A 25,258-nucleotide genomic window follows, 5' to 3' on the forward strand; every position below is an offset into this window, starting at 1 on the left:
CTCGGTTAGCTGGCCTCGCCGGTGGCGGGGGCTGGCTGTTCGGTGGTTTGCTCTTGCTCTTGCTCTTGCTCTGGTTTGGGGCTGGCCTCGGCGATAGCCGGTGCCGTAACAGAGGCTGCGCTCACGTCGCTGGCGACTGGCAGTTCTGCGGCTTTCTGCTTTTTAATTTCCCGCTCCAGCACCTCCAGATCTTTTTTCAGGCCCACTTTGTCGTGGAGCTCGATGGCGCGGCGGTAGTGCTCGGCCGCTTCATCCTTGAGCCCCTCGGCATAGCAGGCGCGGCCCACCGCCTTGTGCAGCTTGGCGCGCACCTGGTCGAACATGTCCGAGTCTTTCAGCAGATTGAGGTAAGCAGAGAGCAGGCCGAGACTGGGGCCATCGCCCACGTCTTGCAGTTTGATGGCGTTCTCGGCCACCTCTTCGGCGATCAGGGTGGCGGCGCTGCGCTCGTACTGGTCCGGGGTGTTCAGACCGTGGCGGATCACGTAGTCGGCCATATTAAACGCGTCCGCCAGATCGCCGGTGTCGAGCGTCCAGAGCATGACAGTGACCAGCACGTCATCTTGACCCCCGGCATCGCCCTGCAGCACGCCCTGTATCCAGGGGTGAAGTCGTCCAGCATGGCGCGCTTGGCATCGATTTTCCGCTCGATGCTCTGGATCCCCTTGAGCGTGCGGCTGTGCTCCAGCAGCTGGATGAGCTGCATTTCGTAGGCGTTGGCGTGCTGACGGTCGAGTTGAGGTGAGGCCGCCCCGGCGAGGGCGGCCTTGATCATTTGCGTATGGCGGCGGGCTGGTGTCATCTCGCCCCCTTACGCCTTGGCTTCAAACGTGATGTTTTCGGCGATGGCGATGCAGTCGTAATCCTCGACCACATAGGCGTCGTTGCTGGACTCCCAGTTCACGATGCGGTTTTTCTTCGGCACCTCTTCGACCATGCGGCGGCGGCCTTCCAGCTGGTAGTAGATCGACAGGTTGGAGAGTTTGGTCACGATGAGGGTGCCGTCCGGCACGAACGGGACGCGGATGGCCTTGAGGCCGCCGATCTGCTTCTGGCTGACCAGCACCTGACCGGCGAGCGCGTTCTGATTGTCTGCGGCATCGCTGATGATGGGGAAGTATTTGTCGGAGAGCAGCTTGCGGCCAACCAGCACCACCAGATCGGTGTCGTCGGCGTACCAGGGCGCGATCTTCTCGCTGACCAGGTCGTAAACCAGCGCGTCGAGGTTTTTATAGTCCCCTTTGGTGGCGTTGACGTGGATCTTGCCGCTGGCGGCGGTGACTTCGCTGATCACTTGGGCCGGGGCGTCGGTCTTGGTGAGCTTAACCCAACCGATGTTGACATCCTGCAGCAGCGGGTTGGTGGTGCGGTTGGTGGTGGCGGCGGCGCTGACGCCGTTGAAGCCGATCATGATGCGGTCGAGGCCCTGACGGGTCAGGATGGCATCACGTACCCGGATCTGGAAGTCGGGGAATTTGGCCCAGGCGTCCAGCGTGCCGTAGGTGATGTAGGTGTCAAAATTTGTCTGGTGACACTCGTATTTGTGATTTTGCAGCGCGGTCGGGTTGGACGGGTCGCGCTCTTTGTCTGCGCTGGTGTCGGTGCGCCCGGCGATGGTGCCGCTGATGCCGATGCCGACTTTTTCGCCCTTGAGCTCATCGACCGGGATCAGGTTGATCATGCCGAGGAACGCGACAGAGTCTTGCATCTTGGTTTCCAGCGTTTGCTGGACGGATGGCTCGACGGTGAACATCTGCACGGCCGAGGCCACGGCGGAGAGTTGGGCCACCTGGGCGGTGTAGGCATTGAATTTTTCGCGGGTTTGAGTACGCATTTTGAGTCCTTAGCAGTCGGTCAGGGCGGTGACGGCACCGCCGGCGGCGGGCGGGAGCTGTTCGTGGGTCAGGTTTTCAGTGGATTCGAGCTCGGCGCGCAGGTCGCTGAGTTTTTGCGCCTGCTGGGCCAGCGCGGCTTTTTGCTCATCGAGCAGGCCTTCGAGCTTGGCAACGCTGGCGGCGAACTGCTCGCCCTGGCTGGCGACTTCACCGGCGATGTGTTCAACGGCTTGGTGTACTTCGGTGAAGCTGGCGCCGGTGGCGGCTTTGTCTTTTTTGAACATGGCTTTGACGCGCTCGAGCAGGCCTGGCTGGTCTGCTTCGGTCAGTTCGATCTCGGTTTCGATGGCCGAGCTGAACAGGTTTTCCGGGCGCTGCTTGCGGCTGGCCAGCGGGTTGGCGTCACCTTGACCGGCGGCGAACTTGAGCATTTCGGTGCCAAGACTGGCTGGGCTATCGGTGACGGCGAGGCCGACCAGGTACGCCTGACCGCTGCCGGCGAAGTCCAGATCCAGCTCGATGGAGGTGTAGACCTTTTGCCCGGCCTTATTGAGGGCGAGCAGGTCAGCGTTGGGGGCGATATCGGCCAGCAACACCACCTTCTCTTGCCCATCCATGGTGATGGTTTCGGTGGAGAGGGCCAGCACGTCGCCGTAGGCGCGGAACGGGCCATCGGGGACGATGCCGCGATAGTGTTCGAGATTGACGCGGGCGCCATATTTCTCGGGGTTGTAGTTGGCGGCGGCCTGCAGCAGCCAGTCCGCGCTGATGTTGCGCCCGTCCGTGGTTTGCCCGGACATGGCGACTCGTTTCATTTTTGCCTTCGCTGCCATCATGAGCCCTCTGGGTGTTGGCGGTTTTTTCGGCCTCCATGGTCTGGTTTGTTGGTTAGATCCTTCAACTTGTCTGTGTTGTCGGTGTGTTGCTCACAACAAGCGGGGCGCGCGGGGGATTGCGCGGGTGCCGCAAAATGCGGGCATGACGACACCATTACTGTTTCCCCACCTCGATCCCCGCCGACAGGCCATGCACCTGTATTTTCAGGGGTACAAAATCCGCGCAATTGCGGAGCTTATCGACACCCCAGAAGGCACGGTTGGCGCGTGGAAGGCGCGCGACGGCTGGGACGATATCAAGCCGATCGACCGGGTCGATATGGCGCTCGAGTCGCGGCTGTGCCAGCTGCTTGGCAAGGAGCTCAAGTCAGGCGCGGATTACAAGGAGATCGATCTGTTGTTTCGGCAGCAGGAGCGCATGGCGCGGATCGGTCGCTATACCGCTGGCGGCAATGAGACCGACCTCAACCCGAGGGTGGCGAACCGCAACTCCGGCCCCAAAAAATCTGCGGTGCGCAATGCGTTTGATGATGAGCAGCAGGCCAAGCTGATCACGCTGCTCAATGAGTCGATGTTTGACTATCAGCGGGTGTGGTATGAGGCCGGGCTGCAGCATCGCACCCGGGATATCCTCAAGTCGCGCCAGATCGGGGCGACCTTCTTTTTGCGCGCGAGGCGCTGGTCGATGCGCTGGTGACCGGGCGCAACCAGATCTTTCTGTCGGCCAGCAAGGCGCAGGCCCATGTGTTCAAGCAGTACATCACCGCGTTTGCGCTGGAGGTGGGGGTCGAGCTTAAAGGCGACCCGATGACGCTGAGCAACGGGGCGATCCTCTATTTCCTCGGTACGAACTCGCGCACCGCGCAGTCGTACCACGGCAATCTGTACCTCGATGAGTATTTTTGGATCCCGAAGTTTCAGGAGCTGCGCAAGGTCGCCAGCGGCATGGCGATGCATAAGAAGTGGCGGCTTACCTATTTTTCTACGCCGTCCAGCCTGTCGCACGATGCCTATCCGTTCTGGAGCGGGGCGCTGTTTAACCGCGGCCGCGCCAAAGTCGATCATATCAAGTTGGATGTGAGCCCCGAGGCGCTGCGAGCGGGGCGGCTGTGTGAGGATGGGCAGTGGCGGCAGGTGGTGACAGTCGAGGATGCCATCGAGGGCGGCTGCAATCTTTTTGACCTTAATCAGCTGCGGCTGGATTACTCGGCCGATGAGTATGCGCAGCTGCTGATGTGCCAGTTTGCCGATGATACGTCGAGCGTGTTTCCGCTGGCGACGCTGCAGCGCTGTATGGTCGACAGCTGGGAGCAGTGGACGGATTACAAGCCGTTTGCCGATCGCCCGCTGGGTCAGCGCCCGGTGTGGATCGGGTATGACCCGGCCAAGGGCGGGGATGGCGACAGCGCCGGATGCGTGGTGCTGGCGCCCCCGGCGGTGGCGGGCGGCAAGTTTCGGGTGCTGGAGCGCCATCGCTGGAAGGGGATGGACTTTGCGGCGCAGGCCGAGGCGGTGCGCCAGATGACGCTGCGTTACAACGTGACCTACATCGGGGTCGATTCGACCGGTATCGGTGAGGGGTGCTGCAGCTGGTGCGGCAGTTTTACCCGGCGGTGACGGACATCCCCTATAACCCGAGCATCAAGATCCGCATGGTGATGAAGGCACAGGATGTGATGGGCAAGGGGCGGCTGGAGTTTGACGCGGGCTGGACCGATCTGGCGCAGGCGTTTATGTCCATCCGCCGCGGGGTGACAGCCGGGGGAAAATGCCGACTTTCGAGGCGGGGCGGTCGGTCGAGACCAGCCACGCCGATATCGCCTGGGCGCTGATGCAGGCTCTGCTGCATGAGCCGCTGGAAGGCACGACGACAACTAATCAATCCATGATGGAGATCTGCTGATGAGCCGCAAGCGCCGCTATCGTTCTAACCCTCCGGCCGCTGTGCCGGCTGCTGCGCCTGCGCCAATGCAGGCGTTTACCTTCGGGGATCCGCTGCCGGTGCTCAGCCAGCGCGAGGTGTTTGATTATCTGGAGGCGATGCACAACGGCAAATGGTATGAGCCGCCGCTGTCGCTCAGTGGGCTGGCGCGGGTGTATCGCGGGGCGGTGCATCATGCGGCGGCCATCCAGCTCAAGCGCAACATCCTGCGCTCTGGGTTTATCCCGCATCCCAAGCTGAGCCTGGCGGATTTCACCGGGCTGGCGCTGGATTATCTGGTGTTTGGCAATGGCTATCTGCGGCGGGTGAATAACCGGCTGGGTCAGGCGATGCGCTATGAGCGGATGCATGCCAAGTACACCCGGCGCGGGTATGACGACCTGAGCCGCTATTGGTGGATCGCCGAGCCAGCGCGGGAGGTTGAGCTGGCGCGCGGCGAGGTGCTGCATGTGTATGAGGACGATATCAATCAGGGGGTGTATGGCATCCCGGATTATGTGGCGGTGCTCAATTCGGCGCTGCTCAATGAGTCGGCGACGTTGTTCCGGCGCAAATACTATGAGAACGGCAGCCATGCCGGGTTCATCCTCTACATGACCGACTCGCTGCATAATGAGAGCGATATCAGCAATCTTCGGCAGGCGATGCGCGACAGCAAAGGGCCGGGCAACTTCCGAAATTTGTTTATGTACGCGCCGAACGGGAAGAAGGATGGCTTGCAGCTGATCCCGGTCAGCGAAGTGGCCGCCAAGGATGACTTTTTCAACATCAAATCGGCGACCCGGGATGACCAGCTTGCGGCGCATCGGGTGCCGCCCACGCTGCTGGGGGTGGTGCCGCAAAACGCGGGCGGGTTTGGTGATGCCATCAAGGCCGCCCAGGTGCTGGACGCCAACGAACTGGACAGCCTGCGGCGGTCGCTCGAATCGCTCAATCAGCTGGCCGGGGAGGAGATCATCCGGTTTGACCCGTACAAGCTGGCCCTGGAGGCGATGGCCAGCTGATCGCAATGAGATTGCCACGCCGCCGCCGATGACTTAACATCCGCTCAACACACCCGCCATGCCTCTCAACGATGCACACTCTGGCGGGTTTTTTTCGCCCCTCGCATAAGCGCCTGTGTGCGCGTCTCTGATGCCTCGCTTCACGCCCGAACCCCTCCACTAAATCCCGCCGAAACGCTGGGAGGCGTCCTGCTGCGCCCACAGGATCGCACGGACGTCAGCACCAACGGCGCGCCGTCGAACCCCCGCCCCGCCTGCGCGCTTTTTGTAGCGCTTTTGTTGCAGGTGCAGGGCTCCCGCCGCCTTGGGTCGCTGCGCGCCAGCACTGGCCGCGCCCGTTGTTACAGATCCTTTGCGCGATCCTACAAAATCAAACAGATCCTTGCGGTTTCACCCTGTTCGACCTTCCCCAGCCGCAACCATTCCGCATCCATTGATCGCAGCCTGCATCCGCTGATAGATGGCGCTGACGTAGCGGGCTTGGTGCTTGGCATCGTCCAGCGCGCGATGGGCCACGCCCTCGAATGGCATGTCTCTTTTCGGGTCAAATCCCAGCAGGGTGCGCCCGAGATCAACGATGGTGCGCACGTCACGGTCGTTCCAATACCCCCAGCCGCAGGGGGCTTTCGCGGCATTGCAGGCGTGACGCAGGATCACGTTGTCAAAGCTGGCCCCGTTGCCCCAAACCTGCAACCCCGGCTTGCTTCCTTGATCTCCGCCATGCATCCATTCGAACAGATCCAGCAGCGACTCTCTCAACGAGCTGTGCTTCGTAGATGGCATGATGGCCGCGCGGGCTTCATCACTCTGCCCCAGCCACCACAGCACGGTGTCTGGCTCCATCACGCCATATTTGGCGCTGTCGGTCAGAGCGATATGCGCCTCGAACTCGGCGCCCAGTTCACCGGTCAGCGGGTCAAAGAACACGGCCCCGATGGTGACGATGGCCGCGTCTGGCCCGCTGCCCATGGTTTCCAGATCCAGCATTACGTTATTCATGGCTACTCTCCTGCTTCAATTTGACGGTGATCGGCCACAACCTGGTGCAGGGCGGGCTGATAGGTTTGGTTGAGTCGGTCGGCGGCGCCCGGGTTGGCGCGGTCGATTGGGCTGCCGGGGGCGATAAACAGCGTCCGTCCGGTAGCGGCACAGCGAATGGTGCCGTTCTGGTCGATGGCCACGGGGGTGAGCCCCGGCACGACATGGCGGCGGCCAACGGTGCGGCCATCGGCCGAGCGCAGCGGCACGGTTTGGCGGCTGGGGCTGGTCTGATACGGGTTCGGAGCTGGGGGCGCGATGTCCGGCAGGCCCAGCGATGCGGGGCGCGGATGGCGGCGGCGCAGGATGGCGCAGGCTACCGCCTGCTGTTTGCCCTGCAGCATCCCCACCCATTGGCTGATCTCGCTGGCGGGCCAGCGCTGCTGCAGGATGCAGGTCACCCGATTATCCAGGCGGCGGTACGCTTCGCGGCTGACCGCCTGCGGGTTGTTTATGCCCATGCCCATTCCTCCTCCTCTTGGTAGTCGTTCTGTTCTTGCAGCCACTCCGGGGTGTCCAGCTGCTCCAGTTCGGCCCACATGTGTGACTGATAGGGCTCCGGCAGCATCTCGATCCAGCTGTGCGTACCGGCGTGGCCCTGTGCCCGGTAAACCTTGCCGCACAGCTCGACCAGCATTGGCCAGTCTTCGTCCCCCTGCGGCAGGGCGTATTCGTCCGGCTGGCCCTGTTCGGCTGGCCGCTGGCCCGCTGGCTGCCAGTCCGGCTCGCTCGGCACAGCGCGTGCCGCCTGCAACTGGCCGTTTTCCAGCCAGAGGGTGAAACCGTCCACGCTGACGTTCGAGCCAGAGCGTAATCGGTCGATAGAGAGGGGGGATAAACCCCATTGCTCTACCATTAACTGATCCGCGTAGGCCTCTGGATCCGGCCGCGTACAGTTATTGTCAGAGCTCCAAGGGGCCGGGCTGTCGCCCGTCTCAACCCCAACACCCCCAACCGCACCACCGGCGGCCTTGGTGGCCTCATAGGTGCCCGCTGGCACCACTTCCCACCCCTGCAGTCTGGTCTTGATACCCAAGCGAGCGGAGTGCAACCCCATCAGGCGCTTGATGTCCTCGCCGTAGCAGTTGGCCTGCTCCTCGATGAGGTGGGCCAGCTTGATGGGGTGCTCGGCACGGGTCGCCAGTGCGCCGCCCATGGCCTCCAGATAGCAGCGGAAAATAGCGTTATCCGCGGCAAAGCGGGCCGCCTCAAAGCAGGGGTCTTGCAATATCGGCTTGGGTGGCCCCACCAGATCGCCATGCTTCTTGGCGTTGCTGATGCGGCGCAGCTCGCGCCAGACCCCGACCGGGGCGCCGCCGATCTGCTGAAAAGTGCGGATCCCCCACCAACTGGCCCACGCGCACGAATGCAACGCGCCCTGAGCTGCGGGGGTGTTGGCCTCCTCATCGTCACCGACATAGGCGCCATCGATATTTTTTGCGATGTATTTGGCCAGATAGCCGGTGGCATCGCCCTTGGTCGGGTCGATCAGCTTCCAATCGAAGCGGGGCGTGATATCGGTAAAGGTGGGCGCGGCGATGGGGTTGCGCACCAGCTCGGCGCGGTCATCGGTCAGGGCGTAGCGCTGCAGGGTGCTGATCACCTTGTTGCGATCGCTCGGGCGCATAAACAGCAGCATGTGCCAGTGCGGCGTCCCGTCGTGATGCGGTTCGCAGACCCGAAAGCCATACACCGGGGTGTTGTTGCGCTTGAGCGCGGCGCGGGTCAGGCTCCACAGCTTGGCAAGGTATGAGCACGTTTCGCGCGGTGTCGCGCCCTGGTACTTGTCATTTTCGATGGTCTTGCCGTTGCTGGCGGTCTTCCAGGCGTGGAACTGGCTCGGGGCCGTCCAGGTGAAAAATACCCCCACATGGCCCTGCTGCTCGGCGTAATCCTCAAAGCCGCGCATGCGGGTCATCATCTCGTTGCGGCGGTTGACCGGGTTGGCAATGCTGGCCTCCCAGCAATCCTTCATCGAGATCACCAGATCATGCTGGGCGTTCATCACCTCTGACTCAGCCAGCCAGCGCAGCATGGCCCGCTTGCGCTCGCGCACCACCTTCATTGAGGCGTTTGAGACGTAGGCAGAGACCCCCTTGCGCACATAGCCGAGCAGGATGGCAATGTGCTCCTGCAGCCGATCCCAGCAGCGGTTCACCCGCCGTTCCCACCACTTGGCAGAGAGCAGGCGCACCATCACGCTCAGGATCCAGTTATCCCGCGCCTCAATGGTCTGAAAATCCGGCATCTTGCCGACAAACCCCCACTGATCGGCGGGCTGGCGGATGGCCTCCCAAGCCGTCATCAGATCCAGCTCGGCGGCGGGGGTGCTCTGCTCGATGTTTTTCCAAATCGCGGCGGTCTGATTGGCGAACTGGTGGGCGACCCGCTTTCGGCCGTCATCATCGCGCAGCTGCTGCGCATCGACCGGGATCGCCACCACCAACGACCTGACCCACTTCACCCGCTCGCGCAGCCAGATGTTGGCGCTGCGGCAATGTCGTGATGTGCCATCTTTGCGGCGGCGTACGTACTGCTTGAACAACGCCTGAGTGAACTGCGGCGAGAGGCCATCGAGCAGCTGCACCGCCCACACCAGATCATACTCACCGGGGCCGCCGATAAAGGCCGCCGCCAGCGGGGTGTCTGGCATCGCGTTGGCGAGCGCATCGATGCGGGCCTTGAGCGTCCGCCGCGACAGTGGCAGCTGGCCGCGCTTCGGCGTGGGCATGAGAGAGATGGCAAAACCGAACTGGCCAGCCTCGCAGGCTGGCGCGTTATTATGTTGATACGTCACTGGTGATGGCTACCCGACAGCTCTCTGATGTTATTTCGGCAAGATGCCAGCGCGCGGCGGGCATGGTTCATCATCTTCCGGGCGGCGGCGCACTGGCGCAGGGTCAGGGCGATGCTGTTATGCGGCCGCGGTGAGTGGCGGCGCATCTCCTTCAGGTTGCGCTGGTAGTAGCGCAGGCGGGCGGCATCATCGAGCATGGTTTCGCGCCAGCTATCGACGCGGGCGTGCAGCTCGGAGATCAGGCGGTGGCTCATGTGATCACCTCCCCCAGACCGTGCAGCGGTGCCACATCTGCCCACCAGTCACCGATGGTGCGCGCCAGCGCAACCTCACCAACCGCCAACGCCAGCCAATACAACCCCCTGATCGCCCCCAACGACAGCAACTCCTCCCGGCTGCCATCAACGCTGTGGCCATAAACCTGCGTCTCAAGCTGAAACGCCCTGGCCAGCGAACTCACCGGCTCAGGCGCCCGCAGGTGAGCGGGGCCAGCCTCGGTTTCAGCCAGCTCGTCAACGGGCGGCTCCAGTTCAAACAGGTCGCTCATACCTCATCCCCCATCACTGAATCGTCATCGAGCAGATCGGCCGGGCGGCTGGTCACGACCAGTTGCACCTGGATGTACTCATCCCCCGCGTAGAGGTCGCCCAGGGCGATCCGGTTCTCCTGTTCGCCACTGGCCAACAGCTCAGTGAGCAGCGGCAGCACCGCCTGTTCGGCGCGCTGGGCGATATGGATTGCATCGATGCTCATACTTCGCCCCTCCGGTTCATGGCGCGAAACAGCTGATGCCAGCGCAACTGACGGCGGGCCAGCTCACGCAGGGCGCGCCCCTCGGGGCCGAGCTTGCCAGAGGATGCCAGCACCGAAACCCGGCGCGGCAGATCGACCAAATGATCCACCGCGGCTTGCAGGGTGATGGGATAAAACTGCTCGCTCATGCGACCCCCTCAATCACCTGCACCGCCCCGCTGGGCAGCAACTCCAAACGGGCGTACTCGCGCGGGCCGCGCAGCCAGGCCGTCCCGACACAGATAAACCCCACGCGCACCAGATAGGCATTCGCGGCTGACAGGTTCGGCAGCTTGGTGGTAGTGATAACGGCGCTCATGACTGTGCCCCCTGCTGTTGGTCGGCCGCGATGCCGGTCATCAGCCACTGGGCATACGATCCCAGGATGGAGTGATTGGCGATCAGCAAAAACAGGCTGCCGCCGATCTCGCGGTATCCCAGCTCGTAGTTTTTGAGCGTTAACGGCGACATCCCCAACAGGGCGGCAAACTGCGGGCGGCTCAGGTTCAGCTGCTCCCGCAACTGGCGCAGGCGCTTGGCGGCGCGGTGGTTCAACACATTGATCGTGGCAGTCATCTCAAGCTCCATGTGACGGGGCGCGGCGGCCGATGCGGCTAAACAGGGTGGCCCATGCCATCGCGGCAGGGCGTTCGCACGCGGCGATCAGCTCAGTGGTGCCGTGATAACGCTGGCCACAGCGGGCCAGCTTCTTGTTTTGCAGCCGCAGGTTGCGCAGCGCGTAGTTAATGGCTAAAGTTCGCATGTCAATTTTCCTAGTTGATGATTGAAGGCCCGCTTGGAGTTACCGCTCCGTTAAGCGGGCTTTTTATTGCCCGATTGCGCGCGGGCCTGATTGGCTCATCGCGATGCCCGCCGCAATGGCGCGCCGTTGTTGCAGCCGTGCTGCCCGTTCCCGCTTTAATCTGTCGATATCTCCGGTTGGAGTGGTCACCGGTGCCGGATGCCACACCGCACTGTCACAGCCGCAGCTAAACGCCCCCTGATACTCCAGCGCCATCACCGCCAGGCGGATCGCCTCGCGCTGTGCATGGGGCAGGGCCGACAGCGTGGCGGTCATCAGCTGACCGCGCGGCAGGCGAGCGATAGCGCAGATAGCGGCGCGCTTGGCATCGCTGATGGCCAACCAATCCACATCCAGCCGGCTGCGCGTCTTACCGAACATCTCGCGCAGCAGCATGCAGCCCGCGGTGTTCATGGCGACCTGCTCCTCTGGCGTCAGCCCCGCCAGATTGCGCTCCGAGTGGTTAATGCGTTGTTGTTGTTGCATGGGTTCCCCCTTACATCGTCGTATGACATCCGTGACACAATGGCCCGCTGGCGCGGGCCGCCTGCACCCGACTACCGGGCGCGCCCCTTGGCAGACCGCCGCAGGGTCTCGACTGCCGCAAACTTCCGCGGCACCGAATTGATCCCCTCCAATCCCCCTTGGTATGACACCGGCAGCACCACTGCCGGGTTACGAAACACTGAAGGCTGATACTCGAGCACAAACCCCGCTACCAACTTCGCCCTGAACCGGCAGTCTTCATTGCGGCAAACCATTACCGCTTCAAAGGTGATCCCCGACAGCCAGCGTGAGGTACGGGTGCGCATGACGGCCTTGCAATGCGGGCACTTAACGTTCAAAAAAATCCCCTTACGCGCCAAAGCCGGCGCGGAAAATGTCGGCGGCGATCGTCGCCCCCGGAACGGTGTGATATTTCTCTTCCACCTCGGTGGCGAGCAGCACCATCTGCTCGATGCCAGCCAGCAACCCGCCCATCAGCGCATTGCGATGCAACTTGGTGACACGGCCACCGCTCAGCACCTGGGTGGCCTGCGCCGTGACGCCCATGATCTGGGCACTGACATTGAGCGCCTGCTGGGCGCGCGCCTCGGGCCGGATCGCCGCCCCTGACTCAGGCAGCCGAACGGCGGTGAGGCCACAATCCAGCAACAACCCATCAAACAGCAGGTCATCGCCGGTGGCGTGGTAGAGGGCGATCAGATCGAAAGCGGATAACTTGTGCTTCTCACTGGCCGGATTGAATTTGTTGTGCAGCGTCCCCTTGGGCAGGCCAAACTCGCGCTCCAGCTCGCTGATGTTGTGCGCCCCCTTGAAGGCGTCGCAGGCGGCGGCAAAGTGACGGTGTGACGGCGGTTGCTTGTTTAACACTCTGATTTCCCTCCAAAGGTCGCTATGGTTGGCTGACTGACTGACCGGCTGGTTGCAAGGCAACTCAACGCGACACCAGCGCCTCTTTTTGACACTGCAGGCGCAACGCCTCGAGATTGATCAGCACCTTCTGGCGGCTGCCTGGCTTGGTCAGGGTGGGCAAACGGCCACCATCAAGCAGGGTTTGGACGTAGTCCTCGCTGAACCCGGCCAGCTCGGCGAACTTCTCCTTGGAGCAAACCGGAAAGGTGTAAACAGTGATGGTTGGCGTCATGGCGTAGCCCTTACTGCGCGGGGTTATCAGGGGTGAGCTTGATAGGGTCGGCCTTCAACTTGCCGCCGGTCAGCACTTCAATCTGGTAGGCGCGGCCCTGGGGGATGGTTTCGCCCCATTTACTCACTGCGACATGAGTAATTCCCAGAGCTTTGGCGGCCTTATCAACACCGCCAAAGTAACTTAAGACATCACTTTTCTTCATTCTGGGCCACCTAAGGTTCCTTTGATGTCGCCAATGTAACCTAGGTTTTCACATGCTGCAAGCAAATAAAGAAACTTTAGTGTCCCTCTCTTGCTGTAACCTAGGTTTCATGACGATAAACGATCGAATCCTATCTAGGCGCAAACTCCTCAAGCTATCCCAGTTAGAGCTAGCCAATCGCATCGGCATTACTCGGGTATCTGTTGGCAAATGGGAGTCAGGACTAAACCAGCCAAAAGGCCGCTATCTCAACGATTTAGCGGCGGCGCTTGGTGTGACTGTCGATTGGTTGCTGACCGGGAAAGAAGAGAGCGCAACTGGCGTGATGGAGTCCTCGTTCCCTGGTTACCGCAACGTCGAACCGGCGACCATCCCACAGGGTGGCAGGGTGCCGATCCTCAGCTATGTGCAGGCAGGTAACTGGCGGGAGATCTGCGAACAGGCCAGCGGCTTCGATGGCAATGTCGAGTATGTGACAGCCAGCGTGGACATCGGCCCGTGCGGCTTTGGCCTCTGGCTACGTGGTAACTCGATGGCCCCGCAGTTCAATGAGGGGGATCTGGTGATCGTTGACCCGGACGAACAGCCTCGCCCAGGGGATTTCGTGGTGGCAAAGAATGGCAGCAATGAGGCCACCTTCAAGAAGTACCGCCCCCGCGGCATCGATGAGCACGGGCAAGAGGTGTTTGAACTGGTGCCCCTCAACGACGATTACCCGCCCATGTACTCCGACCGGCAGCAGATCGAGATCATCGGGGTGATGGTCGAACATCGAATTTTCAGAAAACGATAGGGCGCGGATGCGCCCTTTTACTGTCCGTCAGATGGCACAATAAGGAGGTGGAATGAAAAAAACGCTTGCCTTGTTGATGCTGGCCTCTATGCCAGCGTTATCAGCAAATGGCATCAGTGAGTTCTGCGCTGGTGAGTGGCCCGACGATGACGAGATGTATCAGCACTGCTACCAGGAGCAGTATTCTGCCAAGTCTGACTTCTCTGAATTATCCGGTGAGATCAAGCAACGATGCGCCAACGAATGGTTGCCTGATTACGTGATGGGACTTTATTGCTACAACGAGCAGACTAAAGCACGCCGGAAAGTCGGTAATGAACCCGATGATGAAATAACTCGGTACTGCACCAGTGAATGGCAAGACGATCATGAAATGCAAGAGCATTGCATTAAAAGCCAACGCGCAGCCAAGCGCAGTATAGAGATAAATTATTCAGGCAGCGCAGTATCTAAATGCAAAAGAGAGTGGGGCCTTGACTACGAAATGGTAGAGCACTGCCTCAGCGAACAATAACAACATTTACACCGGATGTTTATTATGGGATTCGATTTTAAAAACGCATCAGCAGCTGAGCGCAAGGCCGAATGCAAAAGAATCGCCGCCGAGGTTGGCGATGATATGTTTTTCACCAAGAAAGAGCTCAATCATTTACCAGAGATCCTTCTTGATGGTGAACGAGTAATATCATTTACATCCGGCCTCATGGATGGCAATACATGGTTAATAACACTGACGGACAAACGAGTCATTTTTTTAGACAAGGGCATTCTCTTCGGTCTAAAACAGGCCATCATCGACCTCGATAAGGTAAATGCTGTATCTGGTGAAACTGGCCTGCTATTGGGGAGCATCAGCATTCAGGATGGGGCCAATACTCGCACGATAAAAAATGTTCAGAAAAAAACAGTCGTCAACTTCACAAATAAAATCCGTGATGCCATAGAGACAAGAAAAAATCATGGCACTACTCAACCACATACCTCGAAACAATCAGATAACAATGATTTAATTTCTCAGCTTGAACGGCTCGCATCTCTTAAGGATAAAGGCGTGTTGACTCAAGATGAGTTCGAGCAACAAAAATCCAGATTACTTAATGCGTAGATTTGGCGGCATGCATTTGGTGTTTGTATGACCGTCCGCAAACTTGACGATGGCAAGCCAAAACTATGGCTGGCCGAAGTCTATCCTCAGGGGCGTGACGGCCCCCGCAAGCGCCGTCGCTTTGCCACCAAGGGCGAGGCGTTGGCGTGGGAGCGCTTCACCCTGGATGAGCATCAGGCCAAGCCGTGGCTGGGGCAAGAGGCGAAAGAGCAGCGCACCCTGCAAGACCTGATCGATCTCTGGTTCCGGCTGCATGGCCAGACCCTGAAGCGCCAGCATGTCAGGCTGGCCAAGCTGCAGATCATCTGCAGCGGCATGGGAAACCCGAAGGCGATCGATGTCACCCCCAAAATGTGGGCACATTACCGCGCCAAACGCATGGCGGGGGAGATCGACAACGGCTGGAATGTCGGAGCCAAAAAGGCCATCACCGCGCGCACGGTCAATCAGGAGCTGGCATTCATCAAGGCCGTGTTCGGGGAGCTGATCCGGCTGGGTGAGTGGCAGCACCCGCATCCATTGCAGACCGCCACCGCAGTAAAGACCCCCGATCCCGAGATGACCTTTCTGCAACAGTGGCAGATCGCCGATCTGCTCTCGGCGGCGCAGCGATATCCCAACCCTGATTTGGCGCTCATTATCAAAATCTGCCTGGCGACCGGCGCCCGCTGGCGTGAGGCCGAGGCGCTCACCACCTCGCAGGTCACCCCGTACCGCATCACCTATACCAACACCAAGGGCAACAAAAACCGGACGGTGCCGATCAGCAAAGCGCTTTACGATGAGCTGATGACGGGTAGCAAAAGCGGCCCGCTGTTCCAGCCTTGCTATCTGGATTTCGGCAGAGCGCTGAAAACAACCGGCATTGAACTGCCTGACGGTCAGCTGACCCACGTTCTGCGCCACACCTTCGCCAGCCACTTTATGATGAACGGCGGGAATATCCTGGTGCTACAAAAAATCCTTGGCCATGCGAACATTCGTGACACTATGCGCTATGCCCATTTTGCACCAGACCACCTGGAAGATGCCGCACGGTTAAATCCACTGGAGGCGTGGCGACAAAATGGCGGCACAGGTTAGGATTATTCACTTTTATTTCCCCCTATTCCCAACAGAGCACCTGAATATCAAGGGATCGAGCCGTCATGTCACACCTTAACTACAACCATCTCTACTATTTCTGGATGACTCAGAAGAAGGGCTCCGTTACCCAGGCAGCGGAAGCCCTTTTTTTGACCCCGCAAACGGTCACCGGCCAGATCAAGCTGCTGGAGCAGCGCCTCGGCGGCAAGCTGCTCAAGCGAAAGGGGCGCGCCCTCGAGGCGACCGAGCTGGGCCAGCTGGTGTTTCGTTATGCTGACAAGATGTTCAGCCTCTCCTACGAGATGCTCGATATCGTCAACTACCGCAAGGAGAGCCAGATCCTGTTCGATGTCGGCATCGCCGATGCCCTCTCCAAGCGCCTTGCCAGCCGCGTGCTGCTTTCTGTTATTCCGAATGATGGCTCCATCCACCTGCGCTGCTTCGAATCGACCCACGAACTGTTGCTGGAGCAACTGAGCGAACACAAGCTCGACATGATTCTTTCCGACTGTCCGGTGGACTCCAGCCAGCACGCGGGGCTACTCTCCAAACGGCTGGGCGGCTGTGGCGTCAGCTTCTTCTGCAAGGCGCCGCGGCCCGAAAAGCCTTTTCCTGCCTGTCTGGAGGAGCGCAAGTTGTTGATCCCTGGTCGCCGTACCGCCATGGGGCGCCAGCTGACTCAGTGGTTCGAGCAGCAAGGGGTCTCCCCCAGCATCCTCGGCGAGTTTGACGATGCCGCTCTGATGAAGGCGTTTGGCTTCTTCAATCAGGGGATTTTCATGGCCCCCACCATCTATCGGGAGGAGCTCCTCGAGGGGGAGGGGGTGATGCTGATCGGGGAGACCCAGGATTTGATGGAGGAGTATTACGTCATCTTTGCCGAGCGGATGATCCAGCATCCGGCGGTGAAGCGGGTCTGCGAGAGCGATTTTACCTTCCTCTTTTCCGGGCAGGAGAACTTCTCTGCCATTCAGCCTGCCACCCTGTCGTTTTAAAACAACCCGTCACCACGTATCATCGGCGATGAGTGGCAGAGGAGAGATGTGATGCAACTTGAAGAGATGGAAGCCAACGCGAGTCAAGCCGTGGCCTTGCTCAAGGTGCTGGCCAACGAACGGCGGCTGTTTATTCTGTGCCAGTTGCTGGAGCGGGAGCTGTCGGTGGGGGAGCTCAACGAGCGGCTGGGATTGAGTCAGTCGGCGTTGTCACAACATCTGGCGTTGCTGCGGCGGGATGAGTTGGTGACGACGCGCAAAGAGGCCCAGACGGTCTACTATTCGCTGCGCAGCCATGAGGTGCGTGAAATGATAAGTTTGCTGCATCGACTTTATTGCAGCACAGATAAATAAAAAACCGGCACTAAGGCCGGTTTTTTCAGCTTTGATCAGCAGACGCTGATTAAGCCATAGCTTTGATCTGGGCAGACAGGCGGCTCTTGTGACGAGCAGCTTTGTTCTTGTGGATCAGGCCTTTGGTCGCCATACGATCCATGATCGGCTGAGCAACAGCGAAAGCGGCAGTCGCGGCAGCTTTGTCGCCAGAGGCGATAGCAGCGATGACTTTCTTCAGGTAGGTACGGGTCATGGAACGACGGCTGGCGTTGTGCTGACGGCGTTTTTCTGACTGAAGAGCGCGCTTCTTAGCAGATTTGATGTTAGCCAAGGTAAAACTCCTAAAACTGTCTTAGCGAGTGTATTGAAAAGGCCCGGAAATATGCCCTTTCAACCACATATTGTCAAATGATTTGTGCAAATAAACACCGCCTCCAGGTGGTGTGTCAGTAGGGAGGCGGTTAAACTGTCGGCCGATTCTAGCAGCATTCTTTTCATTCTGACAGTTCCAGAGGCCTCGTCTTGAGTAAGAAATTGATCAAATCCGGCATGATAGTGTCCGGAATGACGCTGGTGTCCCGCGTGATGGGCTTGGTTCGCGATGTGGTTATCGCCAATCTGCTCGGTGCCGGGGTGGCCGCAGACGTCTTCTTTTTTGCCAATCGTATTCCGAACTTTCTGCGTCGTCTGTTTGCCGAAGGTGCCTTCAACCAGGCCTTTGTTCCCGTAATGACGGAGTACAAGAAAAATGGCGATGAGGGGGAAGTGCGTGAATTGCTGGCCGCGGTGGCGGGTACGCTGGGGGGCATAGTGACGGTGGTCACCCTGCTCGGGGTGCTCGGTTCGGGTGTGCTGACCGCGCTGTTTGGCTGGGGCTGGTTCTGGGACTGGCTGCACGGCGGCCCTGCGGCCGAGAAGTTCGAGCTCGCCAGTCTGATGCTCAAAATCACCTTCCCCTACCTCTGGTTCATCACCTTTACCGCCATGGCGGGGGCCATCCTCAACACCTTCGGCCGCTTTGCCGTCTCGTCGTTCACGCCGGTGTTTCTCAACATCACCATGATTGCGGCGGCCTGGTGGATTGCGCCGCTGATGGACAAACCGGAACTCTCGCTGGCGATTGGTGTGTTTTTAGGCGGTTTGGTGCAGTTTTTGTTCCAGTACCCCTTTTTGCGCCAAATCAACATGCTGGTGTGGCCCAAGTGGGGATGGCATCACCCGGGAGTAGTGAAGATCCGCACCCTGATGATCCCGGCCCTGTTCGGGGTCTCGGTCAGCCAGATCAACCTGCTGGTCAACACCATGCTCGCCTCCTTCCTGGCGACTGGTGCCATCAGTTACCTCTACTACTCGGATCGCCTGCTGGAGTTCCCCCTCGGGCTGTTTGCGGTAGCCATCAGTACCGTGATCCTGCCGGCGCTGGCGAAAAAACATGTGGATGCAGACCCGGCCGACTTCTCCCGCACCATGGACTGGGGGGTGCGGATGGTGATGTTGCTCGGCCTGCCGGCCATGATAGGTATTGCGGTGATGCGCGAACCCATTTTGCGGGTGTTGTTCATGCGTGGCGAGTTCGGGTTGCACGAGGTGAGCATGTCCAGCGCCAGCTTGCTGGCGTCCACCACAGGTCTGCTCTCCCTGATGCTGATCAAGGTGTTGGCGCCCGGTTACTACGCGCGGCAGGACACCAGGACGCCGGTGCGGATCGGGGTGATGTCGATGATTGCCAACATGGCCTGCAACCTCATCTTCATCTATCCGCTTGGTTACGTGGGGCTGGCGCTCTCGACCGCTTGCTCGGGCACCCTGAATGCGGCCTTGCTGTTCAAGGGGTTATACCAGCAGAGCGTCTATCGTCCCTCCCGTCATACCGGGGTGTTCTGCCTCAAGCTGCTGGTCGCCAGCGTGCTGATGGGGGGCGTGCTCGCCTACCTGTCACCGGATCTGGCCCAGTGGGGCGCATGGAGCATGGGCAAGGCCAGTTTGCAGCTGACCATGTTGCTGTCGCTGGGCGCCGGGGTCTATGCCGTGGTGTTGCTGCTGCTGGGCATTCGACCACGTCATCTTAAATCGGGGCAGCAGTAGCCGTGATCCTGCGACGTCATGAGGATAGTGCCTCATGGCGCCGCGGGGGACAGGATTGGGCCCGGATAGTTGAAATCAGGCTATGAGGGCTGACCCTGCCTGCTGCCTGATATATAATCCGCCGATTTCCATGGCAGCAACGCACAAGGCACTGATGGAGCTTATTCGCGGCATTCACAATCTCAAGCCCCGTCACCGGGGATGTGTATTAACCATTGGCAACTTTGATGGGGTTCATCAGGGTCACCATGCGGTATTGACACGTCTCAAGGATAAAGCGGCCCAACTGGGATTGCCTGCCTGCGTCATGTTGTTCGAACCGCAGCCGCTGGAGCTGTTTGCCGGCACGGCGGCGCCCGCCCGGTTGAGCCGGTTGCGGGAGAAGTACGAAGCGCTCAAGGGACTGCATATCGATCGCATGCTCTGCGTGCGCTTCAGCCAGCGCTTTGCCGAGCAAGCGGCCTCGACCTTCATCGAGCAGTTGCTGGTGGAGAAGCTCGGGGTGCGCTATCTGGTGGTTGGTGACGATTTCCGCTTCGGCAAGGGGCGGCAAGGGGACTTCCACCTGCTGGAGGAGGCGGGCCATCGCTTCGGGTTCGAGGTGATCAGTACCCAGAGCTTCCAGCTCGAACGGCAGCGGGTCAGCAGCACCCTGGTGCGTGAGGCCCTCAAGGCGGGGCGGATGGCGGAGGTGGAGCTGATGCTTGGCCGCCCCTACACCATCAGTGGCCGGGTGGCCCACGGCGACAAGCTGGGTCGCACCATAGGTTTTCCCACCGCCAATTTGTCTCTCAAGCGCCAGGTGATCCCGGTCGGTGGCGTGTTTGCGGTGGAAGTGATATGTTCCGGCAAGACCTTCCTCGGTGTAGCCAATGTGGGTGTACGGCCGACCTTGAGTGGTACACAAGCCAGATTGGAAGTGCATCTATTTGATTTTTATGGCGACCTTTACGGTCAGCAGGTCAAGGTGCTGCTTCGTCACAAGCTGCGCGAAGAGCAGAAATTTGCCTCTTTCACTGCCTTGAAAGAGCAGATCGAACGAGATGCCCTGGCGGCCCGAGCCTGGTTCGGGCTGCCACTATTCAATTTACCCAGCACTCTTTTAGAAACGAAGGGAACCCAGGACTGATGAGCGACTATAAACACACCCTGAATCTTCCGGAAACCGAGTTTCCGATGCGTGGCGATCTGGCCAAGCGCGAACCCAACATGCTGAAACGTTGGTACGATCAGGATCTCTATGGCGCGATTCGCCGCGCCAAAGCGGGCAAGCCTTCTTTCATTCTGCACGATGGCCCCCCCTATGCTAACGGCAACATTCACATTGGTCACTCGGTCAACAAGATCCTCAAAGACATCATCATCAAGTCCAAGGGACTCTCCGGTTTCGATTCCCCCTATGTGCCGGGCTGGGATTGCCACGGTCTGCCTATCGAGCTGAAAGTGGAAGGCATGGTCGGCAAGCCGGGCGAGAAGGTTTCCGCCGCCGAATTCCGCGCCGAGTGCCGCAAATACGCCAAGACCCAGATCGAAGCGCAGAAGACCGACTTCATCCGGCTGGGCGTGCTGGGTGACTGGGAACACCCCTATCTGACCATGGATTTCGGCACCGAAGCCAACATCATCCGCTCCATGGCCAAGATCGTTGAAAACGGTCACCTGCACAAAGGCTCCAAGCCGGTGCACTGGTGTACCGACTGTGGCTCCGCGCTGGCCGAAGCCGAAGTGGAGTACTACGACAAGAACTCCCCCTCCATCGACGTGCGCTTCAAGGCCATTGATGAGGCGACCGTCGCTGCCAAGTTTGACTGCCCTGAAGGCCACCCCGGCAAGGGCCCGATCTCTGCGGTGATCTGGACCACCACTCCGTGGACCCTGCCCGCCAACCGCGCCATCGCCATGCACGCCGATCTGGACTATGCGCTGGTGCAGGTCGAAGGCGAGCATCCAGAGCGTCTGATCCTGGCCGCCGAGCTGGTCAAGGACGTGATGGACCGCGCCGGTATCGAGCAGTTCCACAATCTGGGCTACGCCAAGGGCGCCGCACTCGAGCTGCTGCGGTTCAACCACCCTTTCTACAGCTTCGATGTGCCGGTGGTGCTGGGTGACCACGTCACCCTGGATGCCGGTACCGGTGCCGTACACACCGCTCCTGGTCATGGTCAGGAAGACTTTGTGGTCGGTCAGAAGTACGGTCTGGAAGTGGCCAACCCGGTTGGCAGCAACGGCGTGTACCTGCCGGATACCGAACTGTTTGCCGGCCAGCACGTATTCAAGGCCAACGCCTCCGTGGTCGAAGTGCTGACCGAGCGCGCTGCCCTGCTGCATCACAAGGTGTTCAACCACTCCTACCCGCACTGCTGGCGTCACAAAACCCCGATCATCTTCCGTGCCACCCCGCAGTGGTTCATCAGCATGGAGCAGAAGGGTCTGCGCAAGCGTGCACTGGAAGAGATCGAGCGCATCGAGCAAGACGGCATCAAACAGCATGGCCAGAGCGGCTGGGTACCGGCTTGGGGTAAAAACCGCATTCAGGCGATGGTCGAGAACCGTCCTGACTGGTGTATCTCTCGTCAGCGTACCTGGGGCGTGCCCATCTCCCTGTTCGTCCATAAAGAGACCCAGGAGCTGCACCCGGAATCAGTGCGCCTGATGCACGAAGTTGCCAAACGGGTCGAGCAGTCCGGCATCCAGGCCTGGTGGGATCTGGACAAAGCCGAGCTGCTGGGTGCTGATGCCGACATGTACGACAAAGTGCCTGACACCCTGGATGTCTGGTTCGACTCGGGTTCAACCCACTCCTCCGTGGTCGATGCCCGTCCCGAGTTCAACGGCAATCCGGCCGATATGTATCTGGAAGGCTCTGACCAGCACCGCGGCTGGTTCATGTCCTCCCTGATGATCGGCGTGGCGATGAAAGGCAAGGCTCCTTACAACCAGGTACTGACTCACGGCTTCACCGTGGATGGTCAGGGTCGCAAGATGTCCAAGTCCATCGGCAACGTGGTCAGCCCGCAGGACGTGATGAACAAACTGGGCGCCGACATCCTGCGTCTGTGGGTCGCGAGCACTGATTACACCGGCGAGATGACTGTCTCCGACGAGATCCTCAAGCGCTCTGCCGACGCCTATCGTCGCATCCGCAACACCGCCCGCTTCCTGCTGGCCAACCTGAACGGCTTCAATCCGGCGACCGACATGGTGGCGCCTGCCGACATGGTGGTGGTGGATCGCTGGGCTGTCGGTCGTGCCAAAGCGGTACAGGCCGAGATCATGGCGGCGTTCGACGAGTACAACTTCCACGGTGTGACCCAGAAGCTGATGCAGTTCTGCTCCATCGAGATGGGTTCCTTCTACTTGGACGTCATCAAGGATCGTCAGTACACCGCCAAGGCTGACAGCCTGGCCCGTCGCTCCTGCCAGACCGCTCTCTATCACATCGCCGAGGCCATGGTGCGCTGGATGGCGCCGATCATGAGCTTCACTGCCGATGAGATCTGGGCACTGCTGCCGGGTGAGCGCGGCGAGTTCGTCTTCACCGAAGAGTGGTACGACGGCCTGTTCGGGCTGGAAGCCGGTGAAACCCTCAACGACGATTTCTGGGCCGAGATCCTTACCGTGCGCGGTGAAGTGAACAAGGCGCTGGAAGTGGCCCGTGGCGAGAAGCGTATCGGCGGTTCCTTGCAGGCCGAACTGACCCTGTTCGCCAAGCCGGAGCTGGCTGCGCGCCTGAACGCGCTGGCCGATGAGCTGCGCTTCGTGCTGCTCACCTCCAAGGCCAAGGTGGTTGTGGCTGACACTGCACCGGAAGGCTCTGTGGCGACCGAGCGCGATGACCTGTGGCTGAGTGTGGCCCAGTCTGCTGCCGCCAAGTGCGACCGCTGCTGGCACCATGTGGAAGACGTGGGCACCATCGCGGGTCATGAAGAGATCTGTGGTCGCTGTGTGACTAACGTTGAGGGTGACGGCGAAACGCGTCAATTTGCCTGATGAACATGACTCAACATAAAAGTGGCCTGCGTTGGCTGTGGCTGGCAGTGTTGGCCTTTGTACTGGACCAGGCGAGCAAGCTCGCCGTGGTCAAGTTGCTGCCATTTGGTTACCCGGGGGTGGAGATCACCCCCTTCTTCAATCTGGTTCACGTCTACAACAAGGGCGCCGCATTCAGCTTCCTGGCTGATCAGGGGGGCTGGCAGCGCTGGTTCTTCGCGGTGCTGGCTTTTGCCATCTGTGGATTGTTGATCAACTGGCTGCGCAAGCAGTCGGTGACCCAGCGTTGGAGCGGTATCGCCTATTCGCTGATCATCGGTGGCGCCCTTGGCAATGTCTTTGATCGACTGGTGCTGGGCCATGTGGTCGATTTCCTCGACTTCTACTGGCAGCGTGCCCACTGGCCGGCATTCAATCTGGCCGACAGCTTTATCTTTATCGGGGCCGCCATGATTGTGCTGGACGGTTTCCGTGGTGAGAAAAAGGAGCAGGCATGAGCCAGCAGATCACCGCTAACAGCAGCGTGTTGTTCCACTTCTCCATCAAGCTGGAAGATGGCTCGGTTGCCGACAGCACGGCGCTGCACGGCAAACCAGCCCGCCTGCGGATGGGCGATGGCAGCCTGACCCCCACCTTCGAGCAGTGCCTGTTGGGGCTGAGCGAAGGGGAGCGCAAGAGTTTTACTCTGGCGCCGGAAGAGGCCTTTGGTCTCTCCAATCCCGACAACATCTACCATCTCGACCGTGCCAAGTTTGGCGCCGATGTGGAGCCAAAAGTCGGCACCATCATCCTGTTCGATCAGCCCAATGGCAGCGAGCTGCCGGGCATCATCCGGGCAGTAGCCGGGATGTCGGTCACGGTCGATTTTAACCACCCGCTGGCCGGTCATACCGTCACCTTCGAGGTGGAGATCCTGGGCGTTGATGATGAGGAGAAGGTGCACTAATGGATATTCTGCTCGCTAACCCTCGCGGTTTTTGCGCCGGTGTCGATCGCGCCATCAGCATTGTCGAGAGCGCGCTGGAGAAGTTCGGGGCCCCCATCTATGTCCGTCACGAAGTGGTGCATAACCGCTATGTGGTGAACAAGCTGAAAGAGGCGGGCGCTGTCTTCGTCGAGGAGCTCGACGAGGTGCCGGATGACAGCATTGTCATCTTCTCCGCCCACGGCGTGGCCAAGACGGTGCGCGAGATGGCAAAGTCCCGCGCCCTCAAGGTATTCGATGCCACCTGTCCGTTGGTGACCAAGGTGCACATGGAGGTGCATCGCGCCAGCCGCAAGGGCTCCGAGGCTGTGCTCATTGGTCACGCCGGCCACCCCGAGGTGATCGGCACCATGGGGCAGTACGAGAATCGCGAAGGCGGCATGTATCTGGTGGAGACACCGGAAGATGTCGCCAAGCTCAAGGTGAAAAATCCGGATGACCTCTGCTTCGTCACCCAGACCACCCTGAGCGTGGATGAGACCTCTGACGTGATCGATGCCCTGCGCAAGCACTTCCCCAAGATCCAGGGGCCGCGCAAGGATGACATCTGCTACGCCACCCAGAACCGTCAGGATGCGGTGCGGGAGATGGCGGGACTGGTGGACGCCATGCTGGTGGTGGGGTCTCGCAACTCCTCCAACTCTAACCGTCTGCGCGAGCTGGCCGAGAAGGTGGGTGCCAGAGCCTATCTTATCGACGATGCGTCGATGATTGAGGCAAGCTGGCTGGAAGGGGTGAAGGCGATCGGTGTCACTGCTGGCGCATCCGCCCCCGAGGTGCTGGTGCAAAACGTGATTGCCCGCCTGCGGGAGCTGGGAGGCAAGGTCGTCGCCGAGCACCCCGGCCGGGAAGAGAACGTGGTGTTTGAGGTACCTGCGGAGTTGAGGATTATCTGATTCGGCTTGATTGCAGTAGATAAAGGGGGTGTGCAAAAAAGAAGCTTGTGCTGATTTTCTGAGCTGTTACTGTAAAAGGTCATTGACG

At 60.1% G+C, this 25,258-nt stretch carries 31 protein-coding genes and 1 pseudogene; 14 read left to right on the top strand and 18 right to left on the bottom strand.

Annotated features, from left to right (window positions below; all coding sequences use genetic code 11):
* Positions 1-5 precede the first annotated feature (5 nt).
* The 3 genes from gpM to NMD14_02990 all read right to left on the bottom strand — a co-directional run bounded on the left by gpM (position 6) and on the right by NMD14_02990 (position 2,635).
* Positions 6-590 carry a phage terminase small subunit gene (gene gpM / locus NMD14_02980; protein ID XEI33423.1) on the bottom strand — a complete coding sequence of 195 codons (585 nt, stop codon included), beginning with the start codon at positions 588-590 and terminating at the stop codon, positions 6-8.
* Between the two features lie 221 nt (positions 591-811).
* The gene (locus NMD14_02985) at positions 812-1,834 is read right to left on the bottom strand and encodes a phage major capsid protein, P2 family (GenBank protein ID XEI33424.1); all 1,023 of its coding nucleotides are present in this window, start codon (positions 1,832-1,834) and stop codon (positions 812-814) included.
* Positions 1,835-1,843: 9 nt separating this feature from the next.
* Positions 1,844-2,635, bottom strand: coding sequence for a GPO family capsid scaffolding protein (locus NMD14_02990; protein XEI33425.1), 792 nt, complete (start codon positions 2,633-2,635; stop codon positions 1,844-1,846).
* A gap of 178 nt (positions 2,636-2,813) precedes the next feature.
* Between NMD14_02990 and NMD14_02995 the strand changes: the two are divergent.
* Together NMD14_02995 and NMD14_03000 are read left to right on the top strand one after the other, a co-directional pair.
* Positions 2,814-4,574 (top strand): annotated as a pseudogene (locus tag NMD14_02995) (terminase ATPase subunit family protein).
* Positions 4,574-5,617, top strand: a complete 1,044-nt coding sequence (locus NMD14_03000; protein ID XEI33426.1) for a phage portal protein — start codon at positions 4,574-4,576, stop codon at positions 5,615-5,617. The pseudogene NMD14_02995 and the gene NMD14_03000 overlap by 1 nt, the downstream one beginning before the upstream one ends.
* 390 nt (positions 5,618-6,007) lie before the next feature.
* On the opposite strand, the gene NMD14_03005 is transcribed toward NMD14_03000, so the two are convergent.
* The 14 genes from NMD14_03005 to NMD14_03070 form a co-directional block, all read right to left on the bottom strand.
* On the bottom strand, positions 6,008-6,616 hold the full coding sequence (locus NMD14_03005) for a 3'-5' exoribonuclease (GenBank protein ID XEI33427.1): 609 nt from the start codon (positions 6,614-6,616) through the stop codon (positions 6,008-6,010).
* Between the two features lie 2 nt (positions 6,617-6,618).
* On the bottom strand, positions 6,619-7,116 hold the full coding sequence (locus NMD14_03010) for a hypothetical protein (GenBank protein XEI33428.1): 498 nt from the start codon (positions 7,114-7,116) through the stop codon (positions 6,619-6,621).
* A complete protein-coding gene (locus tag NMD14_03015; GenBank protein ID XEI34701.1) occupies positions 7,107-9,308 on the bottom strand; it encodes a replication endonuclease in 2,202 nt (733 codons plus the stop codon). The genes NMD14_03010 and NMD14_03015 overlap by 10 nt, the downstream gene beginning before the upstream one ends.
* A gap of 140 nt (positions 9,309-9,448) precedes the next feature.
* Entirely contained in the window at positions 9,449-9,706 is a 258-nt protein-coding gene (locus NMD14_03020; GenBank protein ID XEI33429.1) for a hypothetical protein, read from the bottom strand.
* A complete protein-coding gene (locus tag NMD14_03025; GenBank protein XEI33430.1) occupies positions 9,703-9,999 on the bottom strand; it encodes a hypothetical protein in 297 nt (98 codons plus the stop codon). Before NMD14_03025 ends, NMD14_03020 begins: the two co-directional genes overlap by 4 nt.
* Positions 9,996-10,205: a hypothetical protein gene (locus NMD14_03030; protein XEI33431.1), complete on the bottom strand. Its 210-nt coding sequence runs from the start codon at positions 10,203-10,205 to the stop codon at positions 9,996-9,998. The genes NMD14_03025 and NMD14_03030 overlap by 4 nt, the downstream gene beginning before the upstream one ends.
* Positions 10,202-10,393, bottom strand: coding sequence for a hypothetical protein (locus tag NMD14_03035; GenBank protein XEI33432.1), 192 nt, complete (start codon positions 10,391-10,393; stop codon positions 10,202-10,204). Before NMD14_03035 ends, NMD14_03030 begins: the two co-directional genes overlap by 4 nt.
* Positions 10,390-10,563: a hypothetical protein gene (locus NMD14_03040; protein XEI33433.1), complete on the bottom strand. Its 174-nt coding sequence runs from the start codon at positions 10,561-10,563 to the stop codon at positions 10,390-10,392. Before NMD14_03040 ends, NMD14_03035 begins: the two co-directional genes overlap by 4 nt.
* Positions 10,560-10,820: a helix-turn-helix domain-containing protein gene (locus NMD14_03045; protein ID XEI33434.1), complete on the bottom strand. Its 261-nt coding sequence runs from the start codon at positions 10,818-10,820 to the stop codon at positions 10,560-10,562. The genes NMD14_03040 and NMD14_03045 overlap by 4 nt, the downstream gene beginning before the upstream one ends.
* Before the next feature lies 1 nt (position 10,821).
* Positions 10,822-11,007, bottom strand: a complete 186-nt coding sequence (locus tag NMD14_03050) for a hypothetical protein (GenBank protein ID XEI33435.1) — start codon at positions 11,005-11,007, stop codon at positions 10,822-10,824.
* 63 nt (positions 11,008-11,070) lie between these two features.
* On the bottom strand, positions 11,071-11,532 hold the full coding sequence (locus NMD14_03055) for a hypothetical protein (protein XEI33436.1): 462 nt from the start codon (positions 11,530-11,532) through the stop codon (positions 11,071-11,073).
* 369 nt (positions 11,533-11,901) lie between these two features.
* Positions 11,902-12,420 carry a phage regulatory CII family protein gene (locus NMD14_03060; GenBank protein XEI33437.1) on the bottom strand — a complete coding sequence of 173 codons (519 nt, stop codon included), beginning with the start codon at positions 12,418-12,420 and terminating at the stop codon, positions 11,902-11,904.
* A 64-nt stretch (positions 12,421-12,484) separates the two neighbouring features.
* Positions 12,485-12,694 (bottom strand): Cro/Cl family transcriptional regulator, encoded by a 210-nt coding sequence (locus tag NMD14_03065; GenBank protein ID XEI33438.1) that lies wholly within the window; start codon positions 12,692-12,694, stop codon positions 12,485-12,487.
* A 10-nt stretch (positions 12,695-12,704) separates the two neighbouring features.
* Positions 12,705-12,899, bottom strand: coding sequence for a Cro/CI family transcriptional regulator (locus tag NMD14_03070; GenBank protein ID XEI33439.1), 195 nt, complete (start codon positions 12,897-12,899; stop codon positions 12,705-12,707).
* Positions 12,900-13,008: 109 nt separating this feature from the next.
* Between NMD14_03070 and NMD14_03075 the strand changes: the two genes are divergently transcribed.
* From NMD14_03075 to NMD14_03100, 6 genes are all read left to right on the top strand, one after another.
* On the top strand, positions 13,009-13,692 hold the full coding sequence (locus NMD14_03075) for a helix-turn-helix domain-containing protein (protein ID XEI34702.1): 684 nt from the start codon (positions 13,009-13,011) through the stop codon (positions 13,690-13,692).
* A 52-nt stretch (positions 13,693-13,744) separates the two neighbouring features.
* On the top strand, positions 13,745-14,206 hold the full coding sequence (locus NMD14_03080; GenBank protein ID XEI33440.1) for a hypothetical protein: 462 nt from the start codon (positions 13,745-13,747) through the stop codon (positions 14,204-14,206).
* 24 nt (positions 14,207-14,230) lie between these two features.
* Positions 14,231-14,797, top strand: coding sequence for a PH domain-containing protein (locus tag NMD14_03085; GenBank protein ID XEI33441.1), 567 nt, complete (start codon positions 14,231-14,233; stop codon positions 14,795-14,797).
* 27 nt (positions 14,798-14,824) lie between these two features.
* Positions 14,825-15,880, top strand: a complete 1,056-nt coding sequence (locus NMD14_03090; protein ID XEI33442.1) for a tyrosine-type recombinase/integrase — start codon at positions 14,825-14,827, stop codon at positions 15,878-15,880.
* A 65-nt stretch (positions 15,881-15,945) separates the two neighbouring features.
* Entirely contained in the window at positions 15,946-16,878 is a 933-nt protein-coding gene (gene nhaR / locus NMD14_03095; GenBank protein XEI33443.1) for a transcriptional activator NhaR, read from the top strand.
* 51 nt (positions 16,879-16,929) lie between these two features.
* A complete protein-coding gene (locus NMD14_03100) occupies positions 16,930-17,232 on the top strand; it encodes a metalloregulator ArsR/SmtB family transcription factor (GenBank protein XEI33444.1) in 303 nt (100 codons plus the stop codon).
* A gap of 49 nt (positions 17,233-17,281) precedes the next feature.
* On the opposite strand, the gene rpsT is transcribed toward NMD14_03100, so the two are convergent.
* On the bottom strand, positions 17,282-17,545 hold the full coding sequence (gene rpsT, locus NMD14_03105; protein XEI33445.1) for a 30S ribosomal protein S20: 264 nt from the start codon (positions 17,543-17,545) through the stop codon (positions 17,282-17,284).
* 191 nt (positions 17,546-17,736) lie between these two features.
* On the opposite strand from rpsT, the gene murJ reads away from it, so the two are divergent.
* The 6 genes from murJ to ispH all read left to right on the top strand — a co-directional run bounded on the left by murJ (position 17,737) and on the right by ispH (position 25,170).
* Positions 17,737-19,299 carry a murein biosynthesis integral membrane protein MurJ gene (murJ, locus tag NMD14_03110; GenBank protein ID XEI33446.1) on the top strand — a complete coding sequence of 521 codons (1,563 nt, stop codon included), beginning with the start codon at positions 17,737-17,739 and terminating at the stop codon, positions 19,297-19,299.
* 154 nt (positions 19,300-19,453) lie between these two features.
* Positions 19,454-20,428 (top strand): bifunctional riboflavin kinase/FAD synthetase, encoded by a 975-nt coding sequence (gene ribF, locus NMD14_03115; protein ID XEI34703.1) that lies wholly within the window; start codon positions 19,454-19,456, stop codon positions 20,426-20,428.
* The gene (gene ileS / locus NMD14_03120; protein ID XEI33447.1) at positions 20,428-23,289 is read left to right on the top strand and encodes an isoleucine--tRNA ligase; all 2,862 of its coding nucleotides are present in this window, start codon (positions 20,428-20,430) and stop codon (positions 23,287-23,289) included. Before ribF ends, ileS begins: the two co-directional genes overlap by 1 nt.
* A complete protein-coding gene (gene lspA / locus NMD14_03125; GenBank protein XEI33448.1) occupies positions 23,289-23,786 on the top strand; it encodes a signal peptidase II in 498 nt (165 codons plus the stop codon). Before ileS ends, lspA begins: the two co-directional genes overlap by 1 nt.
* On the top strand, positions 23,783-24,235 hold the full coding sequence (gene fkpB / locus NMD14_03130) for an FKBP-type peptidyl-prolyl cis-trans isomerase (protein XEI33449.1): 453 nt from the start codon (positions 23,783-23,785) through the stop codon (positions 24,233-24,235). The genes lspA and fkpB overlap by 4 nt, the downstream gene beginning before the upstream one ends.
* A complete protein-coding gene (gene ispH / locus NMD14_03135; GenBank protein XEI33450.1) occupies positions 24,235-25,170 on the top strand; it encodes a 4-hydroxy-3-methylbut-2-enyl diphosphate reductase in 936 nt (311 codons plus the stop codon). Before fkpB ends, ispH begins: the two co-directional genes overlap by 1 nt.
* Positions 25,171-25,258: the final 88 nt, after the last annotated feature.

This window comes from Aeromonas veronii (assembly GCA_041319085.1).
Classification (GTDB): Bacteria; Pseudomonadota; Gammaproteobacteria; order Enterobacterales; family Aeromonadaceae; genus Aeromonas; species Aeromonas veronii_F.

Excerpts from the sequence above, each read along its gene's own strand:
- NMD14_02985 (XEI33424.1), bottom strand. The coding sequence starts at position 1,834 with ATGCGTACTCAAACCCGCGAAAAATTCAATGCCTACACCGCCCAGGTG.
- NMD14_02990 (XEI33425.1), bottom strand. The coding sequence starts at position 2,635 with ATGTCCGGGCAAACCACGGACGGGCGCAACATCAGCGCGGACTGGCTG.
- NMD14_03000 (XEI33426.1), top strand. The coding sequence starts at position 4,574 with ATGAGCCGCAAGCGCCGCTATCGTTCTAACCCTCCGGCCGCTGTGCCG.
- NMD14_03005 (XEI33427.1), bottom strand. The coding sequence starts at position 6,616 with ATGAATAACGTAATGCTGGATCTGGAAACCATGGGCAGCGGGCCAGAC.
- NMD14_03010 (XEI33428.1), bottom strand. The coding sequence starts at position 7,116 with ATGGGCATAAACAACCCGCAGGCGGTCAGCCGCGAAGCGTACCGCCGC.
- NMD14_03015 (XEI34701.1), bottom strand. The coding sequence starts at position 9,308 with ATGCCAGACACCCCGCTGGCGGCGGCCTTTATCGGCGGCCCCGGTGAG.
- NMD14_03020 (XEI33429.1), bottom strand. The coding sequence starts at position 9,706 with ATGAGCCACCGCCTGATCTCCGAGCTGCACGCCCGCGTCGATAGCTGG.
- NMD14_03025 (XEI33430.1), bottom strand. The coding sequence starts at position 9,999 with ATGAGCGACCTGTTTGAACTGGAGCCGCCCGTTGACGAGCTGGCTGAA.
- NMD14_03030 (XEI33431.1), bottom strand. The coding sequence starts at position 10,205 with ATGAGCATCGATGCAATCCATATCGCCCAGCGCGCCGAACAGGCGGTG.
- NMD14_03035 (XEI33432.1), bottom strand. The coding sequence starts at position 10,393 with ATGAGCGAGCAGTTTTATCCCATCACCCTGCAAGCCGCGGTGGATCAT.
- NMD14_03040 (XEI33433.1), bottom strand. The coding sequence starts at position 10,563 with ATGAGCGCCGTTATCACTACCACCAAGCTGCCGAACCTGTCAGCCGCG.
- NMD14_03045 (XEI33434.1), bottom strand. The coding sequence starts at position 10,820 with ATGACTGCCACGATCAATGTGTTGAACCACCGCGCCGCCAAGCGCCTG.
- NMD14_03050 (XEI33435.1), bottom strand. The coding sequence starts at position 11,007 with ATGCGAACTTTAGCCATTAACTACGCGCTGCGCAACCTGCGGCTGCAA.
- NMD14_03055 (XEI33436.1), bottom strand. The coding sequence starts at position 11,532 with ATGCAACAACAACAACGCATTAACCACTCGGAGCGCAATCTGGCGGGG.
- NMD14_03065 (XEI33438.1), bottom strand. The coding sequence starts at position 12,694 with ATGACGCCAACCATCACTGTTTACACCTTTCCGGTTTGCTCCAAGGAG.
- NMD14_03070 (XEI33439.1), bottom strand. The coding sequence starts at position 12,899 with ATGAAGAAAAGTGATGTCTTAAGTTACTTTGGCGGTGTTGATAAGGCC.
- NMD14_03075 (XEI34702.1), top strand. The coding sequence starts at position 13,009 with ATGACGATAAACGATCGAATCCTATCTAGGCGCAAACTCCTCAAGCTA.
- NMD14_03080 (XEI33440.1), top strand. The coding sequence starts at position 13,745 with ATGAAAAAAACGCTTGCCTTGTTGATGCTGGCCTCTATGCCAGCGTTA.
- NMD14_03085 (XEI33441.1), top strand. The coding sequence starts at position 14,231 with ATGGGATTCGATTTTAAAAACGCATCAGCAGCTGAGCGCAAGGCCGAA.
- NMD14_03090 (XEI33442.1), top strand. The coding sequence starts at position 14,825 with ATGACCGTCCGCAAACTTGACGATGGCAAGCCAAAACTATGGCTGGCC.
- nhaR (XEI33443.1), top strand. The coding sequence starts at position 15,946 with ATGTCACACCTTAACTACAACCATCTCTACTATTTCTGGATGACTCAG.
- NMD14_03100 (XEI33444.1), top strand. The coding sequence starts at position 16,930 with ATGCAACTTGAAGAGATGGAAGCCAACGCGAGTCAAGCCGTGGCCTTG.
- ribF (XEI34703.1), top strand. The coding sequence starts at position 19,454 with ATGGAGCTTATTCGCGGCATTCACAATCTCAAGCCCCGTCACCGGGGA.
- ileS (XEI33447.1), top strand. The coding sequence starts at position 20,428 with ATGAGCGACTATAAACACACCCTGAATCTTCCGGAAACCGAGTTTCCG.
- lspA (XEI33448.1), top strand. The coding sequence starts at position 23,289 with ATGAACATGACTCAACATAAAAGTGGCCTGCGTTGGCTGTGGCTGGCA.
- fkpB (XEI33449.1), top strand. The coding sequence starts at position 23,783 with ATGAGCCAGCAGATCACCGCTAACAGCAGCGTGTTGTTCCACTTCTCC.
- ispH (XEI33450.1), top strand. The coding sequence starts at position 24,235 with ATGGATATTCTGCTCGCTAACCCTCGCGGTTTTTGCGCCGGTGTCGAT.